The sequence below is a fragment of the Mesorhizobium sp. Root695 genome (assembly GCF_001428185.1).
In the GTDB taxonomy this organism is placed as follows: domain Bacteria; phylum Pseudomonadota; class Alphaproteobacteria; order Rhizobiales; family Rhizobiaceae; genus Mesorhizobium.
On record NZ_LMHO01000012.1, the window covers coordinates 70,099 to 96,101 of the forward strand.

A 26,003-nucleotide genomic window follows, 5' to 3' on the forward strand; every position below is an offset into this window, starting at 1 on the left:
GCGGTCTAGAACAGCATGCGCATTGTCTGTCCCTTCTGCGGCGAACGCGAACTCGGCGAGTTCACCTATCTCGGCGACGCCAAGCCGGTGCGGCCCGAAGCCGGCGCCTCGGAAGACGAGGTCTTCGACTATGTCTATCTGCGCGACAATGTCGCCGGCGAGACCAACGAATACTGGTACCATGGCGGCGGCTGCCGGGCCTGGCTGAAGGTCACCCGCAACACGCTAACGCACGAGATTTCTTCGGTCGAGCCGGCGGCCGGTGCTGGTGCTGCGAAGGTCGGTGCGTGATGGCCGGCGCGCAGACACACCGGCTCGGCAATGGCGGTCTCATCGACCGCTCGGCGCCGTTGAACTTCCGTTTCGACGGCAAGGCTTTCTCCGGCCTCCAGGGTGACACGCTCGCCTCGGCGCTGATAGCCAACGGCGTCAAGCTGGTCGGCCGCTCGTTCAAATACCATCGTCCGCGCGGCATCCTGACATCAGGTTCGGAAGAACCCAACGCGCTGGTCGAGCTGCGCACGGGCGCAAGGCGTGAGCCGAACACCAAGGCGACCACGGCCGAACTCTATGAGGGGCTTGAGGCCGCCAGCCAGAACCGCTGGCCGTCGCTGCGCCACGACGTGATGTCGGTCAACCAGCTGTTCGCGCCGATCTTCGTCGCCGGCTTCTACTACAAGACCTTCATGTGGCCGGCGAAATTCTGGGAAGCGATCTACGAGCCGGCGATCCGCCGCGCCGCCGGCCTTGGCCGCGCCGCCGGCGTTGCCGATCCCGATCACTACGACAAGGCATGGGCGCATTGCGACGTGCTGATCGCCGGTTCAGGCCCGGCCGGTCTGGCCGCGGCATTGGCAGCCGGCCGCTCTGGCGCCCGCGTCATCCTGTGCGAAGAGGATTTTGTCCCCGGCGGCCGCCTGCTGTCGGACGGTGGCACGATCGATGGTGTTCCGGCAGCCGAATGGCTGCCGCGAACGCTGGCTGAGCTCGCGGCAATGCCCGACGTGCGCATCATGACCCGCACGACATTGTTCGGCGTCTACGATGGCGGCACCTATGGCGCGATCGAGCGGGTCAACGACCATTTGCCCTCCCCACCTGAGCACCAGGTGCGCCAGCGCCTGTGGCGGATCGTGGCGAAGCGCTGCGTCGTTGCGGCCGGCGCCTTCGAGCGGCCTATCGTCTTTGCCGGCAACGACACGCCCGGCGTGATGATGGCTTCGGCAATGCGGACCTATGTCGCGCGCTATGCGGCGACACCGGCAAAGCGTCTCGCGCTGTTCACCAACAATGAAGATGGCTGGCGCACGGTCGAGACGGCGCTCGGGGCGGGATTGCAGTTTGCCGCGGTCATCGACGCGCGGGCTGACGTATCGCCGGCGCATCGTTCACTGGCGTCCAAGGGCGGCTTCCCGGTGCTGCATGGCGCCGTCAGCGGTGTCGATGGCGGCAAGGACGGCGTCAGGAAAATCGCGGTGTCGCTCACCGGCGGCGCGCGCGCCGAAGTCGAAGCCGACGGCCTCGCCGTTTCCGGCGGCTGGAACCCGGCGGTCGGGTTGACCTCCTATCATCGCGGCCGGCCGAAATGGCGCGACGACATCGCCGCTTTCGTGCCGGATGGCGCGCCTCCAGGCATGGTTGCCGCGGGCGCCGCCAATGGCGACTTCGGCCTAGGCGCCTGCCTGAGCCAGGGGTTTGCAGCCGGCGCGGCAGCGGCGCGTGACGCGGGGCACAATGGTACGCCGGGCGCCGCGCCTGTCGCCGATGACGAGGCCTTTTCGCTGACGCCGCTCTGGCATGTCGCCGGCAAGGGCAAGGCCTTTGTCGACTACCAACATGACGTGACCGCTTCCGACATCGAACTGGCGCAACGCGAAGGCTTTGAATCGGTCGAGCATCTGAAGCGCTACACGACGCTCGGCATGGCCACCGACCAGGGCAAGACCTCGAATGTCGCCGGCCTCGCCATCATGGCGGCTGTCAGCGGCCGGTCGATCCCCGAGACCGGCACGACGATCTACCGGCCTCCTTACGTGCCCGTCGCCATCGGCGCCTTCGCCGGCCATCATCGCGACGAGACTTTTCATGCGACGCGGCTGACGCCGTCGCACCACTGGGCCGTGGAACAGGGCGCGATCTTCGTCGACACCGGCCTGTGGAAGCGGGCACAATGGTATCCGCGCGCCGGCGAGAAGGACTGGCTGGAATCGGTGACCCGCGAGGTCAAGGCGGTGCGCGGCGGCGTCGGCTTCTGCGATGTCTCGACGCTCGGCAAGATCGACGTGCACGGCCCGGATGCCGGCGCCTTCCTCGATCGCGTCTACATCAACACCTTCTCCAGCCTCGCCGTCGGCAAGGCGCGCTACGGGCTGATGCTGCGCGAGGACGGCATCGTCTACGACGATGGCACGACGTCGCGGCTGGCCGAAGATCATTATTTCCTGACCACCACCACGGCCAAGGCCGGGTTGGTGATGCAGCATCTCGAATTCTGCCGGCAGGTGCTGTTTCCCGAACTCAACGTGCAGCTGACCTCGGTCTCCGACCAGTGGGCGCAATTCTCGATTGCCGGACCCAAGACCCGTGACCTGCTGAAGGAGATCGTCGATCCGGCCGAAGACCTGTCGAACGAAGGCTTTCCGTTCATGGGCGCACGCGAAGTGACTTTGCGCGGCGGCCTCAAGGCACGGCTGTTCCGCATCTCGTTCTCCGGCGAGATGGCCTTCGAGATTTCGGTGCCGGCGCGCTACGGCGACGCGTTGGTGCGCAATCTGATGCTGGCAGGCGCGCCGTTCGGCGTGACGCCTTACGGCACCGAAGCGCTCGGCGTCATGCGCGTCGAAAAGGGCCACATCGCCGGACCGGAACTGAGCGGGACGACGACGGCGGCCGATCTTGGCTTGGGCAAGATGATGTCGACCAAGAAAGACTATATCGGCCGCGTCATGGCCGGACGCGAAGCGCTGATCGCGCCGGACCGGCAGGTCGTGGTTGGCATCAAGCCGGCGGACAAGGCACGCAGGCTGCGCTCCGGAGCGCACATCATCCCGAAGGGGCAGACGCCCGGCCCGGGCAATGACCAGGGTTACGTCACCTCGGTCTGCTTCTCGCCGACATCAGACCGGTGGATCGGGCTCGCGCTTGTCGAACGTGGCCGCGAGCGCATCGGCGAGATCGTCCATGCGCACGACCCGTTGCGCGGCGAAGACTATGACGTCGAACTCTGCAATCCCGTCTTCTACGATCCGGATGGAGGGCGCCAGCGTGGTTGATTTCTCCTGGGCTCCCCGCAGTCCACTCGAGCATGCGCTTGTCACCGGCGCACATGGCACGCGCGGTGTCGAGGCCGGCGTCTCGCTGACCGAGATCCGCAATTTCGACCTGATCCAGGTGATGGCGCGGCGCGGCAAAGGGGCCGAACTGGCAAAGGCGGCCAAGGCCCGTTTCGGCGTTACTGCTCCTGATGCACCCAAGGCGGTCCAAGGCAAGGACGCCACGCTGATCTGGTCTGGACCGGATCAGTTTTTTGTCCTGTCGGCGGGTGGCAAGCACACGTTGCAAACGCTTGTGCCGGCATTGTCCGGTCCCGCTTCGCTGTCGGACCAGTCGCACGCACGCGTTCTGATTAGCATTTCCGGAGTCAAGGCGCGGGCGATGCTCGCCAAGCTGTCGTCGATCGACCTGCACGTGGGAGCATTCCTGATCGGCGCTGCCGCCGCAACGTCGATGGATCACACCAGCGTCACGCTCTGGCGCGGGAATGATCGGCCGGATGGCCTGGCGGTGTTCAATCTTCTGGTGTTTGCGACGTTTGCCGAGAGCCTTTGGCATACTCTGCTCGACTCGGCTGCGGAATATGGAGTTGCTATCAGCCACTCTGAGGAACTGGCGTAGAATTTTGCCAATGCCGGCAACGCGCTGCACGGCACCTCCGCCTTGCCAAACGCGATCGCACTGCTATTCTTGCTGCTAAAGTAATTTCACACACAGGCAAACTTGTTTCTCGAACCGCAAGGCTGAGATGAGCCAGTCGCCCTACCCCGCAATTGCAGCCGGACCGCCCCGGCCGAGCCTCATCCTGAGGCCCGGCCAGATCGCGCTGCCGCCCGGCATGGAGCGTTATACGATCCAGGGCAACGGCGCGGTGCTCGTCGAGATCGAAGCCGGCGATACGATCACCGTGCGCAATGTCGAGGGTGGCCAGGCCTGCGAACTTCTGGCCTGGGACAGGACCGGCGCGACCGACCCTGGCATTTTTGGGGAAACATCGAACAGCAACGCCGCCGGCATCAAGGCGCTGTTAGTCGAGGGCGACGACAGTCTCGCATCCCTGCGGGGCGGGCTCGCGCGCCGGCAGGTGCAGCTCGATCAGGCCAAGGCGGTGCGCGTGTTCGGCGGCGCCACACCGGCCGGCACCGAACAGTCTTTCGCGGTCGTACGCGACGGCTCGATGGTCATCGCCGCCCCCGGCGGACCGATGCTGGTCGATGGCCACGACACGGCGACGCCCCTCACCGCCATAGTCCGCCGCGCCACGATCCGTCCGGCGGTGAGATCGCAGTTGGCCGATCCGCTCGCCGAGCCGGTGCTCGATTTGCGCGTCCATTCGGCGACCGCGGAATCCTATTTCGTCAAAGCCGGCGATTATCTGCAAATCATCGACGTCGACGGGCGCCAGTGCACCGACTTCCAGTGCTTTTCGGCGCGCAAGCTGGACAAGGGCCGCGACCATCCGCTCGACGTGACGACGACGCGCACGCTGATGGGTGCGAGCTACCCGATGCCCGGCCTGCATTCGAAATATTACGACCAGGACATGGAGCCGCTCGTCGAGGTGGTACAGGACACATGCGGCCGCCATGATGCCTTCGCGCTCGCTTGCGCTGCCAAATATTACGACGATATAGGTTACCCCGGCCACACCAACTGCTCGGAGAATTTCAACCGTGCGCTGGCCGACAAGGGCGTCACGCCCCGCGCCGGCTGGATGGCGATCAACTTCTTCTTCAACACCGCGATCGACGCGCATGGCGTCATGGTGTCCGACGAGCCATGGTCGCGGCCGGGCGACTATGTGCTGTTGCGCGCACTCACCGACATCGTCTGCGTATCCTCCGCCTGCCCCGACGACACGACGCCGGCCAATGGCTGGAACCCGTCCGACATCCATGTGCGGACCTATTCCGGCCAGCACAAATTCTCGCGAGCGATCGCCAGACGCATGACGCCCGATTCGGAACCGAAAATGACCCGCGAGACAGCTTTTCATTCGAGCTTTGCCAAGCACACCCGCAACTTCGTCGAGTACAGGGGCTATTGGCTGGCCAATTCCTTCGCCAAGGACGGACCGATCGCCGAATACTGGGCCTGCCGGCAGGACGCGGTCATCATGGACCTGTCGCCACTGCGCAAGTTCGAAGTCACTGGCCCGGATTCCGAGGCGCTGCTGCAATACACGCTGACCCGCGACGTCAAGAAGCTTGGCGTCGGCCAGGTCGTCTATTCGGCCATGTGCTACGAGCATGGCGGCATGATCGACGACGGCACGCTGCTGCGCCTCGGCAAGGACAATTTCCGCTGGGTCGGCGGCGACGATCTGTCCGGCGAATGGCTGCGCGAGACGGCGACGAAACTCGGCCTCAACGTACTCGTGCGTTCCTCCACCGACCAGATGCACAATGTCGCCGTGCAGGGACCGAAGAGCCGCGACATCCTCAGGGAAGTGATCTGGACCTCGCCGCTGCAGCCATCGATCGATGAACTCGAATGGTTCCGTTTCGCCGTCGCCCGCATCGGTGGCGGCAACGGCATTCCGGTCGTCGTCTCGCGCACCGGCTATACCGGCGAACTCGGCTACGAGATCTGGTGCCATCCGCGCGACGCCGAAAAAGTGTTCGACGCCATCTGGGAGGCCGGCCAGCCGCACGGGCTGAAGGCGATGGGGCTGCAGGCTCTCGACATGGTGCGCATCGAGGCCGGGCTGATCTTCGCCGGTTACGAATTCTCCGACCAGACCGACCCGTTCGAGGCCGGCATCGGCTTCACCGTGCCGCTAAAGAGCAAGACCGACGATTTCATCGGCCGCGAAGCGCTGATCCGCCGCAAGGAGCACCCGCAGACAAGGCTGGTCGGCCTCGATATCGACGCCAATGTCGCTGTCGGCCATGGCGACTGCGTGCATGTCGGCCGCGCCCAGATCGGCGTGGTCACCTCGAGCACGCGCTCGCCAGTGCTGAACAAGAACATCGCGCTGGCCAGACTCGACGTCACCCATTCGGCCATTGGCACCGAGGTCGAGATCGGCAAGTTCGACGGCCATGCCAAGCGACTGCCGGCGCGCGTCGTCGCCTTTGCGCATTACGATCCGCAGAAGACCAAACCGCGCTCCTGACGGCCACTTTCGCGACGAACAGACCGGTCGGTCGATGACGTCGCCGAGTGTGTGAGCCTGCGTGCTCACAAGCGTGATGTGCACGGCTTCACAAAACGCTTGACCTGAAAGCGCGCCGGATCAATCTTCACTGTTAAGAAAAAAATGCGACTGAGTGGAAACACCGGCAGCCGCGCAAAGCATGCGTCGATGATGAAGCCTCGCGAAGTCGCGGCCGTCACGAACGGGGGAACATCAAAATGGGGAACAAAGACACATGAGCACAATTGCGACTGCACTGGAGCAGCCGGCGGAAAGCAAGCTGCACCGGAATATCGACTGGCGCGGCGCCTTCTGGGTGGCAAGCGGCGTCCCTGCCCTCGTCCTGTTTTCGATCGGCGGCATTGCCGGCACGACCGGCACGCTGGCCTTCGGGATCTGGATCGCCTCCATGATCATGGGCTTCCTGCAATCCTTCACGTATGCCGAAATCGCCGGCCTGTTTCCGAACAAGTCGGGCGGCGCCTCGATCTACGGCGCCACCGCCTGGCTGCGCTACTCCAAGTTCATCGCGCCGCTGTCGGTATGGTGCAACTGGTTCGCCTGGTCGCCGGTGCTGTCGCTCGGCTGCTCGATCGCCGCCGCCTATATCCTCAACGCATTGGCGCCGGTGCCGCTGTTCACCGATGCCTCACCGGATGTCGTCGCCTATATCGCCGCGCATGCCGGAACCAGTGCCGCCGACGCCATCACGGCGGTGACCGCCGCGGCAACGCCGGCGATCCGCAACTGGACGCTTTACAGTCACACGCTGGGACCGGTCTCGTTCACGTTCAACGCGACCTTCTGCATCGGCGCCGTGCTGATGCTGATCATCTTCGCCATCCAGCATCGCGGCATCCTCGGCACGGCCAATGTGCAGAAATATATCGGCCTGCTGGTCATCATCCCGATGCTGATCGTCGGCGTGGTGCCGATTATCACCGGCCAAATCGACTGGGCGAATTTCTCGCCGTTGGTGCCGCTGGCGGCCGCCTATGCACCCGAGCCCGGCGCCTGGAACATCGCCGGCTGGACACTGGTGCTTGGCGGCATGTTCATCGCCGCCTGGTCGACCTACGGTTTCGAGACCGCCGTCTGCTACACCTCGGAGTTCAAGAACCCGGGTACCGACACGTTCAAGGCCATCTTCTATTCCGGCCTGCTGTGCATGCTGCTGTTCATCCTAGTGCCCTTCACCTTCCAGGGCGTGCTCGGCCTGAATGGCATGCTGGCGACGCCGATCGTCGACGGCTCGGGCGTGGCGGATGCGCTGGCCGGCATGGTCGGCGGCGGTGCGCTGATCCACAGCCTCCTGGTCATGCTAATGATCCTGGCGCTGGTGCTGTGCATCATGACCGCCATGGCAGGCTCTTCGCGCACGCTCTACCAGGGCTCGGTCGACGGCTGGCTGCCGCGCTATCTCAGCCATGTCAACGAGCATGGCGCACCGACGCGGGCGATGTGGACCGATCTTTGCTTCAACCTGATCGTGCTGGCGATCGCCTCGGCCGACGCGACGAGCTTCTTCTTCATCCTCGCCGTATCGAACTGCGGCTACATCATCTTCAACTTCCTCAACCTCAACGCCGGCTGGATCCACCGCATCGACAACGGCCATATCGTGCGGCCTTGGAAGGCGCCGAGCTGGCTGCTCGGGGTCGGGGCTATCTTTGCCTATGTCAACGCCATCTTCATGGGCGCGGGCGCCAAGGTGTGGAACCCAATGGCGCTGTGGGCCGGGCTGATCACCGCAGCCTTGATCATTCCGGTGTTCTGCTTCCGCCACTACATCCAGGACAAGGGGAAATTCCCCGACCATATGCTGGCCGACCTGGGCATGGCGGGGGCCGACCTCTCGGTCAAAAAGGCGGGCATGCTGCCCTATCTGACGCTGGTCGCCGGCGTGGTGGTGATGCTGCTCGCCAACTGGTTCTTCGTCATCTGACGTCTTCGTGAAAGGTCGGCCGCACGGGAACCCGTAACAGGAAGGAAAATCGGCCGGTCGAAACTCGACCGGCCGATATCTCATTCAGCCGCCAGAGCCAGTTGGGGCCTTTCGGCTTCTTCGCTGGAAGCCAAATCGCCTTCCTTCTCGACGACTTTCTTGGGCTCCCGGCCAAAGAACAGGGCGTAGCCTGCCGGCAGCACCAGGATGGTCAGCACGGTCGCAACCAGAATGCCACCCATCATGGCGTAGGCGAGCGGCCCCCAGAAGACGCCGCGCGAGATCGGGATCAGCGCCAGCACCGCCGTCAGCGCCGTCAGCGTGATCGGCCGGAAACGGCGCACGGCCGAACCTATGATCGCCTCGTAACGATCCATGCCCGCGGCGATATCCTGGTCGATCTGGTCGACCAGGATGATCGAATTGCGCATGATGATGCCGAGCAGCGCGATGACGCCGAGGATGGCGACGAAGCCGAACGGAGCGCCACTGATCAAGAGTGCCGCGGCAGCGCCGATGATGCCGAGCGGACCGGTTGCCAGCACCAGCATCGCCTTGCCGAAATGCTGCAGCTGGATCATCAGGAGCACGACGATGACGGCCAGCATGATCGGCGCCTTGGCAGCGATCGAGGCCTGGCTTTCCGCCGAATCCTCGGCACCGCCCTGGATCTCGATCTTGTAGCCGGGCGCCAGGCCGTCGCGCAGGCCTTGCATGTCCTTGTACAGCTTGGTGACGACGTCATTGGACTGAATACCGTCGGGCAGCGTTGCCCGCACACTGATGGTCGGCAGGCGGTCGCGGCGCCACTCGATGCCTTGCTCCAGCACCGGGACAACCTTGGCCACCTGCGACAGCGGCACGAAGCCGCCGAAGTCGGTCGGGATGTAGACGGAGTCGACCGAGGACAGCAGGCTGCGGCTGGCATCCGGCTCGCGGGCGACGATGGAAACCGTCTCCTCGCCGTCCCGGAAGTCGTCGAGCGGCGCGCCCGACATCGTCGCCTGCAACATCTGGCGGATGCGCTGCGAGGTGACGCCGAGTGCGCGGGCACGATCCTGGTCGATGACCAGCTTCATCGCCGGCACGGGTTCGAGCCAATCGTCATGCACGGCGCCAAGCAGCGGATCCTCACGGAACTTCGCCTTCACCTGGTCGGCGATGCGGCGCACCTCCTGGCGATCCGGCCCCATGACGCGCATCTGCACCGGCCAGCCGGTCGGCGGACCCAGGAACAGGCGATCGACCTTGGCGCGGACGGACGGAAAGTCCTCGGCCAGAACAGTGCGCAGCTTGACGATCAGCCGTTCACGCGCCGGCTCATCATTGGCCATCACCAGCATCTGGGCGAAGTTGGGATTGCTGAGCTGCTGGTCGAGCGGCAGGAAGAAGCGCGGCGCGCCTTCGCCGATATAGGTGGCGATGAAACGCTTGTCCTTGTCGTCCATCATCTTGGTTTCAAGCGCCTTGGCCTGCGCCTCGACTTCCTTGATGCTGGTGCCTTCCGGCAGCCAGAGGTCGACGAGGATTTCCGGCCGCGACGATTGTGGGAAGAAGTTCTGCGGGATGAACTGGAAGGCCCACAGGCTGGTACCAAAGGTCACCAACGTCATCACCAGGACGATGATGCGATGGCGCACCGCCCAGCCCACCGTGGCACGCAGCCGGCGGTAGAAACGGGTGTCGAAGACATCATGATGGTTGCCGGCATGCTTGCGCTGCTTGAGGATCATGTTGCCGAGCCACGGCGTGAAATAGACCGCGACGAACCACGACACGGTCAGCGCGATGCCGACGACATAGAACAGCGTGCGGACATATTCGCCGGCCGTCGAGGCCGCGAAGCCGACCGGGATGAAGCCGGCGGTGGTGATCAGCGTGCCGGTCAGCATCGGGAAGGCGGTCGAAGAATAGGCGAAGCTCGCCGCCTCGACCTTGACCAGCCCCTCCTCCAGCTTGCGCTCCATCATCTCGACGACGATCATCGCATCGTCGACGAGCAGGCCGAGCGCGATGATCAGCGCGCCGAGCGAGATGCGCTGAAGGTCGATGCCGAGCTCGTACATGATGGCGAAGGTGGCGGCGAGCACCAGCGGAATCGCGATGGCGATGACCAGGCCCGAGCGCCAGCCGATTGACAGGAAGGAAACGACCAGCACGATCAGGAGCGCTTCGCCAAGCGCATGCATGAATTCGGCCACCGCATCCGTTACGACGCCCGGCTGGTCGGAAATCTGGTCGACCGAAACGCCGTAAGGCAGCGCCTCCTCGAAGCGCTTGTAGGTCGCCTCGACATCCTTGCCGACATCGGTGACCTTGAAGCCCTTGGCCATGACGACGCCGAGCTGCACGCTGTCATGGCCGTTGAAGCGGTATTTGCGCTGGAACGGATCTTCCAGCCCCGAGGTCACCGTGGCGATGTCGCCAAGCCTTGTGACCTGGCCGCCGGCGCGCAGGCGCAGGTTCCTGATGTCCTCAACCTTGCTGACATCGCCTTCGACGGAAATGCGCACCGAATTGGTGCCGGTGTCGACGGAACCGGCCGGGTCGACATTGTTCTGTCCCTTGATCGCGTTCTGCAGATCGGTCAGCGTCAGACCGCGTTCGGCCAGCGCCTTGGACGAGACGTCGATATAGAGCTTCTCCGGCTGGTCGCCGATGATGACCGCCTTCTCGACGCCGGGCGTCGTCAAAAGCATGTCGCGTGCCTGGATGGCGAACTTCTTCAGCTCGGGATAGCTGAAGCCGTCACCGCTGATCGAATGCAAGGTGATGAAGGTGTCGCCGAACTCATCGTTGAAATACGGGCCGAGCAGGCCTTGCGGCAGATCGCCTGATATATCGCCGACCTTCTTGCGCACCTGGTAGAACGCGTCCGTCACCTCGGCGGCGCTGGTATCGCCCTTGATCTGCACTGTGATGATGGCGCTTCCGGCGCGGGTGAAGGAGCGCACGAAGTCGAGATGCGGCGTCTCCTGCAGCTTGCGCTCGATCTTGTTGACGACCTGGTCTTCCATCTCCTTGATCGAGGAGCCCGGCCAGATCGCCTGGACGACCATGACCCGGAAGGTGAAATCGGGATCTTCCTTCTGGCCCATGCGCATCAGGCCGAGCGCGCCGGAAATGATGATCAGGCCGAACAGGAACCGCGCAATGGACGGATGGCCGATTGCCCAGCGCGACAGGTTGAAGGGCCGCTTCTCTTCCGTGGAATTGGTCATCGGTGATCGTCCACTTCGTTTGATCGTCAGCGCGCCGATGCGAAGTCCTGGCGCGGAGCAAAATCCAGGTTCGGTAGTGGCTTCCGGGCGGCAAGGCTCTCCGAGCGGAGAAACGCTCATCGCGGTGGGACGCGAAAATCGATGTGGGGGTTACATCAATCGAGCGCCTCGGTTCGAGCGATTGCCGCCCGGAAACCAGCGGCTGCGGGAACGCGCAGCCGGTTGTCTGTCGTCAGCGCACCTGCTTGGCGTCGCCGTCTGCCGCAGATGCGGACTGCAGCGCCGCATCCCCGGCGAGTTTCACCTTGAGGTTCTCGGTCATGAACTGTGTGCCGGCAGCGACCACGACATCGCCGGGTTTCAGTCCCTCGGCAACACGCACGCCATCGGCGGCGAACGCGGCGACCTTGACCGGACGGGCGTGAACGGTGTCGGCGCCGCGATCGACGGTCCAGACGATCGACTGCTTGCCTTGCTCGGCCAGTGCGCTCAGTGGGATCGAGACGAGTTGCCGCTCATTGGCCGCCGAGGCTTCGATGCTGGCGGTCATACCGAGAAGCACACGCGGATCGTTAGGCAGGCTGACGCGGACGGCGAAGGTGCGCGATTGCGGATCGGCGCTACCGGCGACTTCGCGGACCTTGCCGTCGAGCGCCAGCGCGTCGTCGGACCAGAAGCCCGCCTTGACGATTTTGCCCGGCTTGAATTCGGCTATCTCCATCTCCGGCACGGCGATCAGCACTTCCTTTTCACCGTCGACCGCAACAGTGACCACCGGCGCGCCGGAGCCGACCACCTGGCCGACATCGGCGCTGACCGCGGTGACGATGCCATCCCTGTCGGCCTTGAGATCGGTATAGCCGACCTGGTTCCTGGCCTGGGCAAGCGTCGAGCGAGCGGAATCGCGAGTGGCGACGGCCTGGTCGTAGCTCAGGGTCGCCTGCTCGAGCTGCGATTTCGGCGCGAACTTCTTGTCAAACAGCTGCTCGGCGCGCTTGCGGGCAAGCTCTGATGTCTCGACCTGCCGATCCGCGGCATCAAGCGATGCCTGCGCACTCTTGACCGACAGGTCGTAGTCGATGGGGTCGATGCGGGCGAGCACATCGCCGGCGGCCACATGCTGGCCGATATCGACGAGACGCTCGGTGATCTTGCCGTTGACGCGGAAAGCCAGGGCGCTTTCGGTGCGGGCCCGCACCGAGCCGGAATAGGAGAGCGTGCGGGTGTCATGCGCCTTCGCGATCTCGACGACCTTGACCGGGCGGATGATATCCTTGACTTCAGCTTTCTCTTGGCTGCAGCCGGCAAGCCCGAGCGCCGCGACGATCAGGCCGGCAACCGGCAGCTTGCGGAGAATGGAGCTGGACAAAGACATATTGGTACTCCCGACTGGAGATAAATGGTCGACCGGCGTTGGGCGGCTATTACTTCAGAGCTTTGATCGCATAGTCGATCAGGTCGTCGGGCATCGCCCGGTTGGTCTTGGCAAGGCACTGTGCCACCATCTGCGGATGGCACAGGATGACTGTGGCGGCGCCGAAGCAGCGCGACGCGGTCACCGGGTCCTGTTGCCTGAACTCTCCGGCCTCGATACCGTCGCGAATCACTTCCGCAAACAGGTCGTGAATGCTGTCGACATGCTTGTCGATCACGCCCCAGTCGCGTTCGAGGGCGACGATGACCATCTCGTGGACCTTCTTGTCGTCAAGCATGACCTCCATCGTCATCTTGTATTGCGCATGCACGTAGCGCCTAAGGCGCTCCTCGGCGCTCACCGGCAGGTGCATGATCTCGTAGGCCATCTTGTAGCTGGCGCCGAGCATCCGGCCGCAGACGGCCTGGTGGATTTCCACCTTGGAGGCGAAGAAGCGATAGATGTTGGCCGGCGACATGCCGAGTTCACGGGCAATGTCGGCGACATTGGTCTTGCCGTAGCCATAGTGCCGGAACAGGCGCTCGGCGCAGTCGAGAATGCGCGTCACATTTTCCTGTCGGGCGGCGTCGGCGACTATGGTAGCGGCTTCGGACATGATCCTCTGTCAATTTACGAGTGACGAATTTCAACGTTCGTCACTCGTAAATCGAAATGGGCGACCTGTCAACGCGGATTCTGTGTACGCGTACGATTGGTGACAGATGGTGACAGAGGGCCTGCTGTCGGCCGCCACACGCTTCGATTCCTCAGAGTTGATGACGAGGTCGCGGAGGCTTTGCCTAACCGCGAAAGTCGTAACTAGAGGAGAGCAGCGACGAGGTCTCAGGCGACCTTGGCCATCTCGCGCAGCCGGAACTTCTGAATCTTGCCGGTCGAGGTCTTTGGGATTTCGGCGAAGATCACCGCCTTCGGGACCTTGAAGCGGGCGAGCAGCGCGCGGCAGTGCTCGATGATCTCGGCCTCGGTCGCCGCCTTGCCGGGCTTCAGTTCGACATAGGCGACAGGCACCTCGCCCCATTTGTCGTCAGGCCTGGCGACGACACCGCAAGAGGCAACGGACGGGTGCTTGTAGAGCGCGTCCTCGACCTCGATCGAGGAGATGTTCTCGCCGCCCGAGATGATGATATCCTTGGAGCGGTCCTTGAGCTGGATATAACCGTCGGCGTGCATGACGCCGAGATCGCCGGAATGGAACCAGCCGCCGGCAAAGGCCTCGTCGCTCGCCTTACGGTTCTTCAAATAGCCTTTCATGACGATGTTGCCGCGGAACATGACCTCGCCAATGGTCTCGCCGTCGGCCGGTGTCGTCCGCATCGTCTCGGGATCCATCACGGTCAGGCCTTCGAGCGCCGCATAGCGCACGCCCTGCCGCGCCTTCTTGGCGCTGCGCTCGCTCTTTTCGAGATCGTCCCACGCGCCATGCCATTCGTTGACGACCGCCGGACCATAGGTCTCGGTCAGGCCGTAGAGATGGGTGACGGCGAAGCCGGCATCGGCCATCCCCGACAGCACCGCTTCCGGCGGGGGTGCTGCGGCCGTGTTGAAAGTGACCATCTGCGGGAATTCCCGCTTGTCCTCGTCCCTGGCATTGATCAGCACCGACATGACCACCGGCGCGCCGCACAGATGGGTGACGCCGTGATCGGCAATCGCATCGTAGATCGGCTTCGGCCGCACCCAGCGCAGGCAGACATGGGTGCCGGCCTGGACGGCGAGCGTCCAGGGAAAACACCAGCCGTTGCAGTGGAACATCGGCAACGTCCACAGATAGACCGCATGCTTGGCCATGCCGGCATGGATGGTGTTGGTGTAGGCCATCAGGGCCGCACCGCGATGGTGGTAGACGACGCCCTTCGGATTGCCCGTTGTTCCGGAAGTGTAATTGAGCGAGATAGCATCCCATTCGTCGTCGGGCATCGCCCAGGCGAAATCCTCGTCGCCGCCAGCGACGAAGTCCTCATAATCGAGCGAGCCGATGCGCTCACCCTTCGGATAGGGTGTGTCGGCCGCGTATTCGGGATCATCATAGTCGATGACCAGCGGCTTGACCTTGGCCAGTTCCAGGGCCTGCTTGACGACGCTGGAGAACTCGCGGTCGACGATCAGCACCTTGGTCTCGGCATGGTCGAGCTGGAAGGCGATGACCGCCGCATCAAGGCGGGTGTTGAGCGAATGCAGCACCGCCTTGGTCATCGGCACGCCGAAATGCGCCTCCAGCATCGGCGGCGTGTTGGACAGCATGACGGTGACGGTATCACCCTTGCCGATGCCGCGCTTCTGAAGCGCCGAGGCAAGCTTCAGCGACCGCTGCCAGAAATTGCGATAGTCGATGCGCTGGCGGCCATGAACGATGGCGATATGGTCGGGATAGGTCTTGGCCGCGCGCTCCAGATAGGTGAGCGGCGTCAACGGCTGGTGGTTGGCCGCGTTCTTGTCGAGATCCTGTTCGTAAGGATTGCCCATCCCGCCTCCCCTTGCTTCCTGGCTGGAGACTTCTAATCACAGGCTCCAGCCCACGTCACCATTCTTGTAGCGAAGCCTGTCAGGCACTGCACCCAGCTTCGCCTTGATCCCCGTCAAGACACGAGCGAGGTTTTTGGATTTTTTGTTCAATTTGACTTTTGTCGAAGGCCGTGAATAATGTCAGCCGAGGAGACGGCATGGCGATCCGACCGGCAGAACAACTCATCCACAAGGCCGCCTGGCTCTATTATGCCCATGGCCTGCGGCAGGACCAGGTGGCGAGCCAGCTTAACATTTCCCGTGCCTCGGTCGCCATGTATCTGCGCAAGGCGCGCGAGACCGGCATCGTCAACATCTCGACCTCGACCCAGCTTTTCACCGACGATGTGCTGGCGCGCAAGCTCGAGGATGCGTTGGGCCTCGACGCCGTCTGGATCGCGCCGGAAAATGACCATATCGCCGACCCGTCGACGGAAATCGCCGTGCTGGCGGCAAGCGTGTTCCTCGAGCTGGTCAAGAAGGGCGACCGCATCGGCGTCGCCTGGGGCCGCACCGTCTACATGATCGCCGACATCATGTCCTATGCCGACCTGCAGGATGTCACTGTGGTGCAGCTCTGCGGCAATCTCGGCGCGCCCTATTCCTACCGGCCCGACCAATGCACAATGGAAATCGCGCGACGGCTGAACGCCAAGGGGCTTAACTTCTACGCGCCGCTGGTGCTGTCGACGGAAGAGCTGGCGCGCGCGCTGCGTGCCGAGCCGGTGATCCGCGAGCAGTTGTCAGGTGTCGGTGAATGCGATCTGGCGCTGTACTCTGTCGGCGCGGTCGACGCCGACAGCCATCTGGTCAAATGCGGCGCGTTGACGCCAGATGAAATGGCGGAACTGCGCCGGCAAGGCGCTGCCGGCGTCATCGCCGGGCAGATCATCGATGCCGAGGGCAAGGTGCTCGACTGCAGCTACAACCGCCGGGTGATCTCCGCCGAGCTGGCTTCGCTGCGCGCCATCGCCAGGCGGCTGATGGTCGTGCAGGAGGACAGCAAGTTCGAGCCGCTGCTGGCGGCGATCGCCGGCGGCCTTTGCACGCATCTGGTCGTCGGCGCGCGCATGGCGCAGCGGCTCCTGGACCATGCGGCTGCCACGACAGAAAAGGCCTCCTAGAATATCCTCCTCTCCGCCGCCGGCGCATTGTCATCAAAGCGTCGCGGCATTCCTGTTTCACCATCAAAGACAGCAACCGGACGAAGCGAACATGAAGAACCTGTGGAATGACGATGCCGCCGAAAAGCTCGTTGCCGACTATGCGAAAAAGGGTGTCGGCCGCGACCTGGCGTTGCGCGTCTACACGACCCGGCTACTGGGCGGCGAACCAAGGCTGGTCCTGCATGGCGGCGGCAACACCTCCTGCAAGACGACAGCGACCGATCTCGTCGGCGACGAATGGGACGTGCTGTGCGTCAAGGGCAGCGGCTGGGACATGGGCGTCATCGAGCCGCAGGGCCTGCCAGCGGTCAAGCTCAAGCCGCTGCTCAAGGCGCGCGCACTGAACAGACTGGCCGACGAGGACATGGTCGCGCTGCAACGTGTCAACCTCATCGATCCATCCTCCCCCAACCCCTCGGTCGAGACGCTGCTGCATGCCTTCCTGCCGCACAAATTCGTCGACCACACGCACTCGACCGCCATCCTGGCCATCGTCGACCAGGAAGACTCGAAGCCGCTGGTGAAGACGGTGTTCGGCAGCAAGATGGGTTACGTGCCCTACATCATGCCCGGCTTCGACCTCGCCAAGGCAGCCGCCGATATTTTTGATGCCGACCCGACCGTCGAAGGGCTGATCCTCGACAAGCATGGCATCTTCACCTTCGGCGACGATGCCAAACAAGCCTATGACCGTATGATCCACTATGTGAATGTCGCCGAGGACTACATCGCCACTCACGGCAAGCCTCAGGCTGCAAAGGTAGCCTTGCCGGCAAAGCTCGCGACACCGGCGTCCATTGCACCGATGCTGCGCGGCGCGGTGGCGGTAGCGCGCGGCGAAGGCCGCTTCGATCGCATGATCAGCGATTTCCGCACTTCGCCGGCAATCGTCGATTTCATCAGTTCATCCGAGATTGCCGATTATGCCGGACGCGGCGTGTCGACGCCCGATCTGTCGATCCGCATCAAGACCGGCCCGATGGCGCTGCCGGCGCCCGATGCGGACAAGGCCGGCGACTACAAATCCGTAATCAAGAGCCATGTCGACGCCTTCGCCAAAGACTACCGCGCCTATTTCGAAACCAATGATGCGCTCGACGACGTCAAGCGCACCATGCTCGACCAGATGCCGCGGCTGACGCTGGTGCCGGGCCTCGGCATGTTCGGCCATGGCCGCACGCTGAAGGACGCGAAGATCGCGTCGGATGTCGGCGAGATGTGGATCGAGGCGGTGCGTGGCGCCGAGGCGGTCGGCCGGTTCCATCCGCTCGCCAAGGCCGACCTGTTCCCGCTGGAATACTGGTCACTGGAACAGGCCAAGCTCGCCTCCAACAAACCGAAGCCGCTGACCGGCCAGGTGGTGCTGATCACCGGCGGCGCCGGCGCGATCGGCGCGGCGACGGCAAAGCTGTTCGCCGACAATGGCGCCCATGCCGTCGTCGTCGATCTCGACGCCGAAAAGGCCGCAGAGGCCGCCAAGAAAGCCGGCAACAATTCGATCGGCGTCGCCGCAGACATCACCGACCCGGCACAGGTGCGCGCCGCCTTCGACAGGGCGGTCGCCATGTTCGGTGGTGTCGACATATTGGTGTCCAATGCAGGGGCGGCCTGGGAAGGCCGCATCGGCGAGCTCGACGACGCGCTTTTGCGCAAGAGTTTCGAGCTCAATTTCTTCGCCCACCAGTCGGTGGCGCAGAACGCCGTGCGCATCATGCTCGAACAGGGCACCGGCGGCGTGCTGTTGTTCAACACCTCCAAACAAGCGGTCAACCCAGGGCCGAAGTTCGGCGCCTATGGCGTGCCGAAAGCGGCGACACTGTTCCTGTCCAGGCAATACGCGCTCGACTATGGCGCGCATGGCATCCGCTCCAACGCCGTCAACGCCGACCGCATCCGCTCAGGGCTTCTGACCGACGCCATGATCGCCAGCCGTTCGGGTGCGCGCGGCGTGTCGGAGAAGGACTACATGTCCGGCAATCTGCTCGGCCAGGAAGTGACGGCACAGGACGTGGCGCAGGCCTTCCTGCACCACGCGCTGGCCGACCGAACCACTGCCGATGTGACGACGGTCGACGGCGGCAATATCGCGGCAGCGCTGCGGTAGGCGGAACCGGCCGAGACGGGCGCGGAATCTGGGAGTTTCGCGCCTCATAGCCAGGAAGGTATTCTTGAACTGCTGCTACACCAGGTCTCGGATGCCTTCCCAAGCCTCTCTGCCCAGCTCTGAATCTGCCTCGTCATTGCCTCCATGTGCATGCAATGTCGAGCGTGGTGTGTCCTCCCCCGGCAACAGAATGCGGTGGCCCGCATCGGGCGACGAAACGAGGCGCGTGACCTTGCCTGTGTTGTCTCGCCGCCGAACAATGTCTGTCGCGAACCATAGGGAGGGCCACAGGGCATCGTCGCCACCTGCGACAAGCAGGATCTCGGCCGATGCGGTCTCAACGGGAACGGTCGCCGCCTTTGCTTCGCGTTCGAAGGTTTTCAAACAATGTTCGAAAAGCCCGCGGTAAGACACCAGGCCATCTGCGTACTCTCGGCTCCAATTCGGATCCGTCGGCACAAACGGCAGCGGGACACCGTCGAGCGACCATGAGGATCGTTCAGGCCAGCTGACACCATCCCGGCCCGCACCGATATTTCCCCAAACCACCGACGATGGGCTGATTGCGACCACAGCGTTGATGCGCTGGTCATGGGCCGCCGCAAGCAGTGAAGCCTCGGCACCCCTGGATGTGCCGACATAAACGATGCGGCGGCATCCTGTTTCGAGGAGGTAATCGGTTGCCGCAAAGAAGGTTTCGAGGGGAATCTCGCATATTCCGGGAGCCTGGCCCTCGCCGCCGAACCATTGCACGGCCAGGGCAGACGAGCCTTCGTTTGCAAACAGCCGCGCGCGCCCGACATCGACGCGGCCACTCGACCCACCCAACACCACGACACCGGTGGTGGCGTGCGGGCATCGAAACAATGTTCCGGCGACGGCGCCGGACAGGTTTTCCTCGATTACAGCCTGGACTTCCATATACGCACCGAACCTTGGGCCAGAACCTGCGCGCCGGCTGCAAATATTCGGCAAAAAGGCCGCCTGCAGCAAGCGGCTGCAAGCGGCCTTCGATAGCGAAGCCTACTTCGCGTTCGGGTTCGGCATCCAGGCCGGCATCGCGACATCGGCATGGGCGAACTGCGGCAGCTTGGCCGACAGGTCCTCCATGTTCTTGATGTCCTTGTCGATGAGGTCCTTCTGGGTGATCAGCGTCGGCGGCACGACGACGTTGTGGCCGGGGTCTTCGCCGGCCAGCAACTGCGCCAGCGCTCGCACCGAGACCTGGCCGACGACGGCCGGGTTGGTCGCGGCGGTGGCCGCCCAGGCGCTGTCGGGCTCGCGCATCGCGGCGATATCGGACGTCGAGATGTCGGCCGAATAGATCTTGATGCCCTTGTTGAGGCCCGCTTCGTCGACGGCGATCTTCACGCCCTTGGCGAATTCGTCATAGGGAGCGAACATCACCTTGATGTCGGGGTGGGCCGACAGCACCGAGCGCGCCTGGTTGGCGACGGAGTTGGCGATCGGGTTGTCGAGCGTGCCGAACATCGCGACTTCCTTGATGCCGGCATACTTCTTCTTCACGTCGACCCAGGTCTCGTTGCGGCGGTCGAGCGGCGCGATGCCGGCGACATAGACGTAGCCGGCATTCCAGCTCTCGCCATTGTCCTTGACCGCCTGCTCGAGCGCGAGGCGGGCCAAGTCGCGATCGGACTGTTCGATCTGCGGGATCTTGGGGTTTTCGACATTGACGTCGAAGGCCACCACCTTGATGCCGGCGTCAACCGCGCGCTGCGCGGCGTCCTTCATCGATTCCGTCAGGCCGTGCTGGATGATGATGCCCTGCACGCCGAGCGCGATGGCCTGATCGACCATGTCGGACTGAAGGGCGGCATCCTGGCGGCTGTCGAGGACACGCAGGTCGATGCCGAGCGCCTTCGACTGCGCCTCGACGCCGCTGAGATAGGCCTGGAAGAAGTCGCCGGTCGAGAGATAACGCACCAGTGCGATCTTGACACCAGGCTTGTCGAAAGGCGCCGGCTTGTCCGCGGCCAGCGCCGGGAACTGCATCAGCATGGTTGCGCCGGCCAGTCCGAGCGCCACCTTCCCCAGAAGTCTTCTTGTGATGTTCACTTAGTTTTCCTCCACTCTTGTTGAACCCAAATCCTGTTCCGGTCGAAAGCTACCTCCTGCCCCTGCCCGAAAGCGCAAAGGTGAAGACAAGGGCGACGACCAGAACCACGCCCTTGACGAAATCCTGCGTGTAGTAAGGCGCGTTCATCATCGTCAGGCCTTGCAGCAAAATGCCGACGAACAGCGCGCCAATGGCGGTGCCAAAGGCGTTCGGCTTGGCGGCGCCAAGCACCGCGTAGCCGATCAGCGCCGCGGCAACTGCATCGAGCAGCAGATTATTACCCGAGGCGATGTCGCCGCGTCCAAGCCGGGCGGCGAGCAAAATGCCACCGATCGAGGCAAAAACTCCTGAAATAACGTAGGCCCAGATCTTGTATGCCTTGACAGGCGCGCCGGCGAGTTCGGCGGCGCGCTCATTGCTGCCGACGGCATACATCATGCGGCCGAAGCGGGTGTATTCGAGGAAGAACCAGATCAGCACGGCGAGCACGAGCAGCACCACCACCGACACCGGAATGAGGTTCGGGATGAAGAAGTCGAAGCGGTGGCGGCCGAGCGCCAGGAAGGCATCGCTGAACTTGCCATTGGCGACCGAACCGTCCGGCATGGTCATGCCTGTGGCGATCGAGCGGCCTTCGGTCGGAATGCGCTGCAGGCCGACGAGCAGGAACATCATGCCGAGCGTCGCCAGCAGGTCGGGCACGCGCATGTAGACGATCAGCCAGCCGTTGATCAGGCCGACAATGGCGCCGATCAGCAAGCAGACAACGACCGCGACAAGGGCGTTCTGCTCCAGCACCACCATCACATAGGCCGCCGCCATCATGGCTGATGTGGCGACCGAGCCGATCGACAGATCGAAGCCGCCGACGACAAGCGTGGCGGTGACGCCGAGCGCCAGCACGCCGGTGATGGCGACCGACTGGAAGATGAAGACCGCACTTTGCGGCGAAACGAAACCGTCGGCCGCGATCGAGAAATAGGCGACGAGCCCGAACAAGAGCACGATGAACCCGTAGCGGATGGCGTGGTCGCGCAATGTCATTCGGCGCTCCCGCGCGCTGCTGCCGTCTTTACCCAACTCGAACCCATGCTCTCTCCATTCCAATTCCTGTTAGCCACGCCCTTCAGGCCGCGCTGTGCAACGGCCCGCCGGCGACCTCGGCCAGCAGGCGATCGAGATCGACATCGGCATTGCGGTGTTCGCCGACGATGGTCTGCTCCGACATGACCAGGATGCGGTCGGCGGTCTCCAGCGCCTCGTCGAGCTCCGTGACGAACAGCAGCGTGGCGCGGCCGTTTGCACTCGCCCTGAGCTTGGCGGCAATGTCGCGCCTGGCGGAAATATCGACGCCCTGAAACGGCTCGTCCAGAATGAACAGTCTTGCATCCTGGGCCATCCAGCGGGCGACCATCACCTTCTGCTGGTTGCCGCCGGACAGCTCCGACATCTCGTCCTTCTCGGAACGGCAGACGATGCCCAATTCCTCGATCTGCCGGCGGGCCGTGATGCGTTCGAGGCGGCGCTTGAGCACGCCTAGATTCGACATCCGCTTCAGGAATGGCAGGCTGACATTGCGCTCGATGTTAAAGCCACCGACGATGCCGTTCTCGCCGCGGTCCTTGGCGACGAGGAACACGCCGGCGGCGATCGCCTCACCCGTCGAATTCGGTGCATAAGGCTTGCCGTTCATCGTCATGGTGCCGGCGAGCGGCTTGCGCACGCCAAACAGGGTCTCGGCAAGCGCCGTCTTGCCGACGCCGACGAGGCCGGTGATAGCAACGACCTCGCCGTCGCCGAGCGTCAGCGAGATCGGTCGGGCGCCCGGTGTTATGCGCAGGCCGTCTATCTTGATGACAGCATTGGCCGAATCCCTGACAATGATCTGGTCGAGATGGATCTTGCGGCCGAGCATGGCGTTGACCGCGCCCTCATAGTCGAGCGGTTTCTTGTCGAAAATGCCCGAGACGATCCCGTCACGCATCGAGACGATGCGATCGGCCAACCGCCTGATGTCCGACATGCGGTGCGAGATATAGAGGATCGCCACGCCTTGCTCGCGCAGCCTGTCGATCAGCGCAAACAGCCGATCAGCCTCGGCGCTGGAGAGCGATGAAGTCGGCTCATCGAGGATCAGCACTTTCGGCTGGTGCGCCAGCGCGCGGGCAATCGCCACCATCTGGCGATCGGCCAGCGAAAGATCGCTCACCCGCGCCTTCAAATCGATGGCCAGCCCCATGCGGTCGGCGACCGCCTTGGCCTCTCTGCGCACACGGACCGGATTGAACAGGGTCGGCGCGCCGCTGCCGCTCAGCCGGTCGAGAGTCAAATTGGTGGCGACGGCGAGATCGGCGACGACACCGTCATTGATGTTCTGGTGAACTGTGACGACGCCGGCGCGGATTGCCTCAGCCGGGGTTTTCGGTGCGAAATCCTGGCCGGCGAGCACCATCGTGCCGCCGCCGCGTTCGTAGACGCCGGAGACGATCTTGACGAGGGTGGATTTGCCGGCGCCGTTGGCGCCCATCAGCACGGTCACTTCGCCGGCATGCAATTCGAGCGAGACGCCGCCAAGCACCTCGTTATGGCCAAAGGATTTCCTCAGTCCCTCTACGCGGAACACGGCATTGCCGACCATGCGTTCCTCCCTGACATGACGCTATGGGCTGTATCGTCAATTGTCAACACGATTGACAATTGCCAGATCGCTTCCTAGCTTGGCCCGGCCGCCATGCCTCCGTTATGTTCGGAGCGCATATGCGGGAGGATGACGATGACTGAAAAATTGCCGTTCGAAGCTCTGTCGGTAGAGACCCTGGCTGCCCGCCTCGGTGACAACGAGGCGCTATGCGCGATGATCGGCAAGGACACGACACGCTGGAAGGTCCGCGAGGTCGGTGACGGCAATCTCAACCTGGTGTTCATCGTCGAGGGCGCAAGCGGTGCGGCGGTGGTCAAGCAGGCCCTGCCCTATGTCCGCCTGGTCGGCGACAGCTGGCCGCTGCCGTTGAAGCGCTCCTTCTTCGAATATCACGCGCTGACAAGGCAAGAGGCGCGCGCGCCGGGCTCGGTGCCGGCGATCCTTTATTTCGATGAAGGCCAGGCGCTGATCATCATGGAATATCTTGCGCCGCCGCACATCATCCTGCGGCGGGCGCTGATCGAAGGCCGGCAATTGCCGAACATTGCCCGGGATATCGGCCTGTTCATGGCCCGCACGCTGTTTCGCGGCTCCGACCTGCACATGGCAACCAAGGACCGCAAGGCCGATCTGGCGCTGTTCGCCGACAATGTCGAGCTTTGCGACATCACCGAGAGCCTGGTGTTCTCCGATCCCTATTTCGATGCCAAGATGAACCGTCACACCTCGCCGCAGCTCGACGGCCTTGTCGCCGAACTACGTGCCGACCGTGACCTCAAGGTCGAGGCGCAGCGGCTGAAGCACATCTTCGCCGCCAATGCGGAGACGCTGCTGCATGGCGATTTGCACTCCGGCTCGATCATGGTAACCGACACCGAAACCCGGATGATCGATCCGGAATTCGCCTTCTACGGCCCGATGGCCTTCGATGTCGGCATGCTGCTTGCCAATTTCTGGATGTCGTTCTTCTCGCAGCGCGGCCACGAGCAGAAGGGCAAGCGCGACGCCATGCGCGCCTATCTGCTCGAGGTGACGGTCGAGACTTGGGTCGTATTCCGCGCCGAATTCTCGCATCTGTGGCGCACCGAGCGTACCGGCATGCTCTATCAGAAGAGCCTGTTCGAGGATCAGGGCGACAGGCTCGGCGCCGAGCAGGCGCTCGACCATGTGCTGCACCAGATCTGGACCGACCTGCTCGGCTTTGCCGGCATCGAGGTCCACCGGCGTATCCTCGGCCTCGCCCACAATGCCGATTTCGAGACCATTGCCGACGAGGATCTGCGCGCCAGTTGTGAAGCAAAGGCGCTGAAATTCGGTCGCCATCTCGCCGTCAACCGGCGCCAGATCCACAGCGTCGACGAGGTCAACCAACTGGCCGCGTTGATCGAACAGGAGAGCAGCATTTGAACGTCGGCGACCGCCACTATCGCACCATCTGGCTGAGCGACGACGGACGTTCGGTGGAGATCATCGACCAGCGCTGGCTGCCGCATGATTTCCGCATCGAGAAGATCGGCACGGTTGCCGGCATCGCCACCGCCATCCGCGACATGTGGGTGCGCGGCGCACCGCTGATCGGCGTCACAGCGGCCTATGGCGTCGCCATGCAGATGGCTGACGATCCGTCGGATGCAGCGCTCGACGCCGTGTGGGAGACCCTGCACGAAACGCGTCCGACCGCGATCAATCTGCGCTGGGCGCTGGATGAGATGCGGCGCTTCCTGCGACCGCTGCCGGCAGACCAGCGCGCCGCGGCCGCCTATCGGCGCGCCGGCGAGATCGCCGATGAGGATGTCGGCCTCAACCGCGCCATCGGCCAAAACGGTCTCGCCATCATCAAGGCGATCGCGGCACGCAAGCAGAAGGGCGAGCCGGTCAACATCCTCACCCACTGCAATGCCGGTTGGCTGGCGACCGTCGACTACGGCACCGCCACCGCGCCTATCTATCTGGCGACGGAGGCCGAAATTCCGGTTCACGTCTATGTCGATGAAACACGGCCGCGCAACCAGGGTGCCCAGCTGACCGCCTGGGAGATGGCCGGCCACGGCGTGCCGCATACGCTGATCGTCGACAATGCCGGCGGCCATCTGATGCAGCGCGGCGCGATCGACATGGTCATTGTCGGCACCGACCGCACCACCGCCGACGGCGATGTCTGCAACAAGATCGGCACCTATCTCAAGGCGCTCGCCGCCGCCGACAATGATGTGCCGTTCTATGTCGCATTGCCGTCGCCGACCATCGACTGGACGGTGCATGACGGGCTGGCCGAGATCCCGATCGAGCAGCGCCCGGCCGACGAGGTCTCGCTGGTATGGGGCAAGACCGCTGCCGGTGAGATTGCCCAGGTTCGCATATCGCCTGAGACGACGCCGGCGGCAAACCCGGCCTTCGATGTGACGCCGGCGCGGCTGGTCACCGGCCTAATCACCGAGCGCGGTGTCGCCAAGGCATCACGCGAGGGCCTGAAGGCGATGTTCCCCGAGCGAGCGTAGCC

General features: G+C 63.7%; 17 protein-coding genes. 9 read left to right on the forward strand and 8 right to left on the reverse strand.

Features of this window, described 5'->3' with window-relative positions; translation table 11 throughout:
• Positions 1–15: 15 nt before the first annotated feature.
• The 5 genes from ASD99_RS13465 (at position 16) to ASD99_RS13485 (ending at position 8,357) form a co-directional block, all read left to right on the forward strand.
• Entirely contained in the window at positions 16–291 is a 276-nt protein-coding gene (locus tag ASD99_RS13465) for a sarcosine oxidase subunit delta (protein ID WP_056581369.1), read from the forward strand.
• On the forward strand, positions 291–3,272 hold the full coding sequence (locus tag ASD99_RS13470) for a sarcosine oxidase subunit alpha (RefSeq protein WP_057143935.1): 2,982 nt from the start codon (positions 291–293) through the stop codon (positions 3,270–3,272). Before ASD99_RS13465 ends, ASD99_RS13470 begins: the two co-directional genes overlap by 1 nt.
• The gene (locus tag ASD99_RS13475; protein ID WP_057144108.1) at positions 3,265–3,894 is read left to right on the forward strand and encodes a sarcosine oxidase subunit gamma; all 630 of its coding nucleotides are present in this window, start codon (positions 3,265–3,267) and stop codon (positions 3,892–3,894) included. The genes ASD99_RS13470 and ASD99_RS13475 overlap by 8 nt, the downstream gene beginning before the upstream one ends.
• Before the next feature lie 127 nt (positions 3,895–4,021).
• Positions 4,022–6,391: a DUF1989 domain-containing protein gene (locus ASD99_RS13480; protein WP_057143936.1), complete on the forward strand. Its 2,370-nt coding sequence runs from the start codon at positions 4,022–4,024 to the stop codon at positions 6,389–6,391.
• A 256-nt stretch (positions 6,392–6,647) separates the two neighbouring features.
• Positions 6,648–8,357 carry an APC family permease gene (locus ASD99_RS13485; RefSeq protein WP_056581377.1) on the forward strand — a complete coding sequence of 570 codons (1,710 nt, stop codon included), beginning with the start codon at positions 6,648–6,650 and terminating at the stop codon, positions 8,355–8,357.
• Positions 8,358–8,437: 80 nt separating this feature from the next.
• Here ASD99_RS13485 and ASD99_RS13490 read toward each other — a convergent pair whose 3' ends face one another.
• From ASD99_RS13490 to ASD99_RS13505, 4 genes are all read right to left on the reverse strand, one after another.
• A complete protein-coding gene (locus ASD99_RS13490; protein WP_057143937.1) occupies positions 8,438–11,578 on the reverse strand; it encodes an efflux RND transporter permease subunit in 3,141 nt (1,046 codons plus the stop codon).
• A gap of 232 nt (positions 11,579–11,810) precedes the next feature.
• Entirely contained in the window at positions 11,811–12,953 is a 1,143-nt protein-coding gene (locus tag ASD99_RS13495) for an efflux RND transporter periplasmic adaptor subunit (protein ID WP_056581382.1), read from the reverse strand.
• Positions 12,954–13,002: 49 nt separating this feature from the next.
• Positions 13,003–13,608: a TetR family transcriptional regulator gene (locus ASD99_RS13500; protein ID WP_056581385.1), complete on the reverse strand. Its 606-nt coding sequence runs from the start codon at positions 13,606–13,608 to the stop codon at positions 13,003–13,005.
• Positions 13,609–13,835: 227 nt separating this feature from the next.
• On the reverse strand, positions 13,836–15,476 hold the full coding sequence (locus ASD99_RS13505) for an acyl-CoA synthetase (protein WP_056581389.1): 1,641 nt from the start codon (positions 15,474–15,476) through the stop codon (positions 13,836–13,838).
• A gap of 197 nt (positions 15,477–15,673) precedes the next feature.
• On the opposite strand from ASD99_RS13505, the gene ASD99_RS13510 reads away from it, so the two are divergent.
• Complete coding sequence (locus tag ASD99_RS13510; RefSeq protein ID WP_056581392.1) at positions 15,674–16,639, forward strand: sugar-binding transcriptional regulator; 966 nt, start codon at positions 15,674–15,676, stop codon at positions 16,637–16,639.
• 91 nt (positions 16,640–16,730) lie between these two features.
• Positions 16,731–18,785, forward strand: a complete 2,055-nt coding sequence (locus tag ASD99_RS13515; RefSeq protein ID WP_057143938.1) for a bifunctional aldolase/short-chain dehydrogenase — start codon at positions 16,731–16,733, stop codon at positions 18,783–18,785.
• Between the two features lie 75 nt (positions 18,786–18,860).
• On the opposite strand, the gene ASD99_RS13520 is transcribed toward ASD99_RS13515, so the two are convergent.
• The 4 genes from ASD99_RS13520 to ASD99_RS13535 form a co-directional block, all read right to left on the reverse strand.
• Entirely contained in the window at positions 18,861–19,706 is an 846-nt protein-coding gene (locus ASD99_RS13520) for an acyl-CoA thioester hydrolase/BAAT C-terminal domain-containing protein (RefSeq protein WP_057143939.1), read from the reverse strand.
• A gap of 102 nt (positions 19,707–19,808) precedes the next feature.
• A complete protein-coding gene (locus ASD99_RS13525) occupies positions 19,809–20,861 on the reverse strand; it encodes a substrate-binding domain-containing protein (protein WP_057143940.1) in 1,053 nt (350 codons plus the stop codon).
• A 49-nt stretch (positions 20,862–20,910) separates the two neighbouring features.
• Positions 20,911–21,906, reverse strand: a complete 996-nt coding sequence (locus ASD99_RS13530; RefSeq protein ID WP_023808756.1) for an ABC transporter permease — start codon at positions 21,904–21,906, stop codon at positions 20,911–20,913.
• Positions 21,907–21,988: 82 nt separating this feature from the next.
• Positions 21,989–23,500 (reverse strand): sugar ABC transporter ATP-binding protein, encoded by a 1,512-nt coding sequence (locus ASD99_RS13535; RefSeq protein WP_057143941.1) that lies wholly within the window; start codon positions 23,498–23,500, stop codon positions 21,989–21,991.
• A gap of 135 nt (positions 23,501–23,635) precedes the next feature.
• Between ASD99_RS13535 and mtnK the strand changes: the two genes are divergently transcribed.
• Positions 23,636–24,910 (forward strand): S-methyl-5-thioribose kinase, encoded by a 1,275-nt coding sequence (gene mtnK / locus ASD99_RS13540; protein ID WP_057144109.1) that lies wholly within the window; start codon positions 23,636–23,638, stop codon positions 24,908–24,910.
• On the forward strand, positions 24,907–26,001 hold the full coding sequence (mtnA, locus tag ASD99_RS13545) for an S-methyl-5-thioribose-1-phosphate isomerase (protein WP_057143942.1): 1,095 nt from the start codon (positions 24,907–24,909) through the stop codon (positions 25,999–26,001). The genes mtnK and mtnA overlap by 4 nt, the downstream gene beginning before the upstream one ends.
• The last annotated feature ends 2 nt before the right edge of the window (positions 26,002–26,003 follow it).

What these genes read in the sequence shown, in the direction of transcription:
- ASD99_RS13490 (WP_057143937.1), bottom strand. Translation starts at nt 11,578, where the DNA reads ATGACCAATTCCACGGAAGAGAAGCGGCCCTTCAACCTGTCGCGCTGG.
- ASD99_RS13480 (WP_057143936.1), top strand. Translation starts at nt 4,022, where the DNA reads ATGAGCCAGTCGCCCTACCCCGCAATTGCAGCCGGACCGCCCCGGCCG.
- ASD99_RS13500 (WP_056581385.1), bottom strand. Translation starts at nt 13,608, where the DNA reads ATGTCCGAAGCCGCTACCATAGTCGCCGACGCCGCCCGACAGGAAAAT.
- ASD99_RS13535 (WP_057143941.1), bottom strand. Translation starts at nt 23,500, where the DNA reads ATGGTCGGCAATGCCGTGTTCCGCGTAGAGGGACTGAGGAAATCCTTT.
- ASD99_RS13505 (WP_056581389.1), bottom strand. Translation starts at nt 15,476, where the DNA reads ATGGGCAATCCTTACGAACAGGATCTCGACAAGAACGCGGCCAACCAC.
- ASD99_RS13465 (WP_056581369.1), top strand. Translation starts at nt 16, where the DNA reads ATGCGCATTGTCTGTCCCTTCTGCGGCGAACGCGAACTCGGCGAGTTC.
- ASD99_RS13530 (WP_023808756.1), bottom strand. Translation starts at nt 21,906, where the DNA reads ATGACATTGCGCGACCACGCCATCCGCTACGGGTTCATCGTGCTCTTG.
- ASD99_RS13470 (WP_057143935.1), top strand. Translation starts at nt 291, where the DNA reads ATGGCCGGCGCGCAGACACACCGGCTCGGCAATGGCGGTCTCATCGAC.
- ASD99_RS13510 (WP_056581392.1), top strand. Translation starts at nt 15,674, where the DNA reads ATGGCGATCCGACCGGCAGAACAACTCATCCACAAGGCCGCCTGGCTC.
- ASD99_RS13520 (WP_057143939.1), bottom strand. Translation starts at nt 19,706, where the DNA reads ATGGAAGTCCAGGCTGTAATCGAGGAAAACCTGTCCGGCGCCGTCGCC.
- ASD99_RS13515 (WP_057143938.1), top strand. Translation starts at nt 16,731, where the DNA reads ATGAAGAACCTGTGGAATGACGATGCCGCCGAAAAGCTCGTTGCCGAC.
- ASD99_RS13485 (WP_056581377.1), top strand. Translation starts at nt 6,648, where the DNA reads ATGAGCACAATTGCGACTGCACTGGAGCAGCCGGCGGAAAGCAAGCTG.
- ASD99_RS13495 (WP_056581382.1), bottom strand. Translation starts at nt 12,953, where the DNA reads ATGTCTTTGTCCAGCTCCATTCTCCGCAAGCTGCCGGTTGCCGGCCTG.
- mtnK (WP_057144109.1), top strand. Translation starts at nt 23,636, where the DNA reads ATGACTGAAAAATTGCCGTTCGAAGCTCTGTCGGTAGAGACCCTGGCT.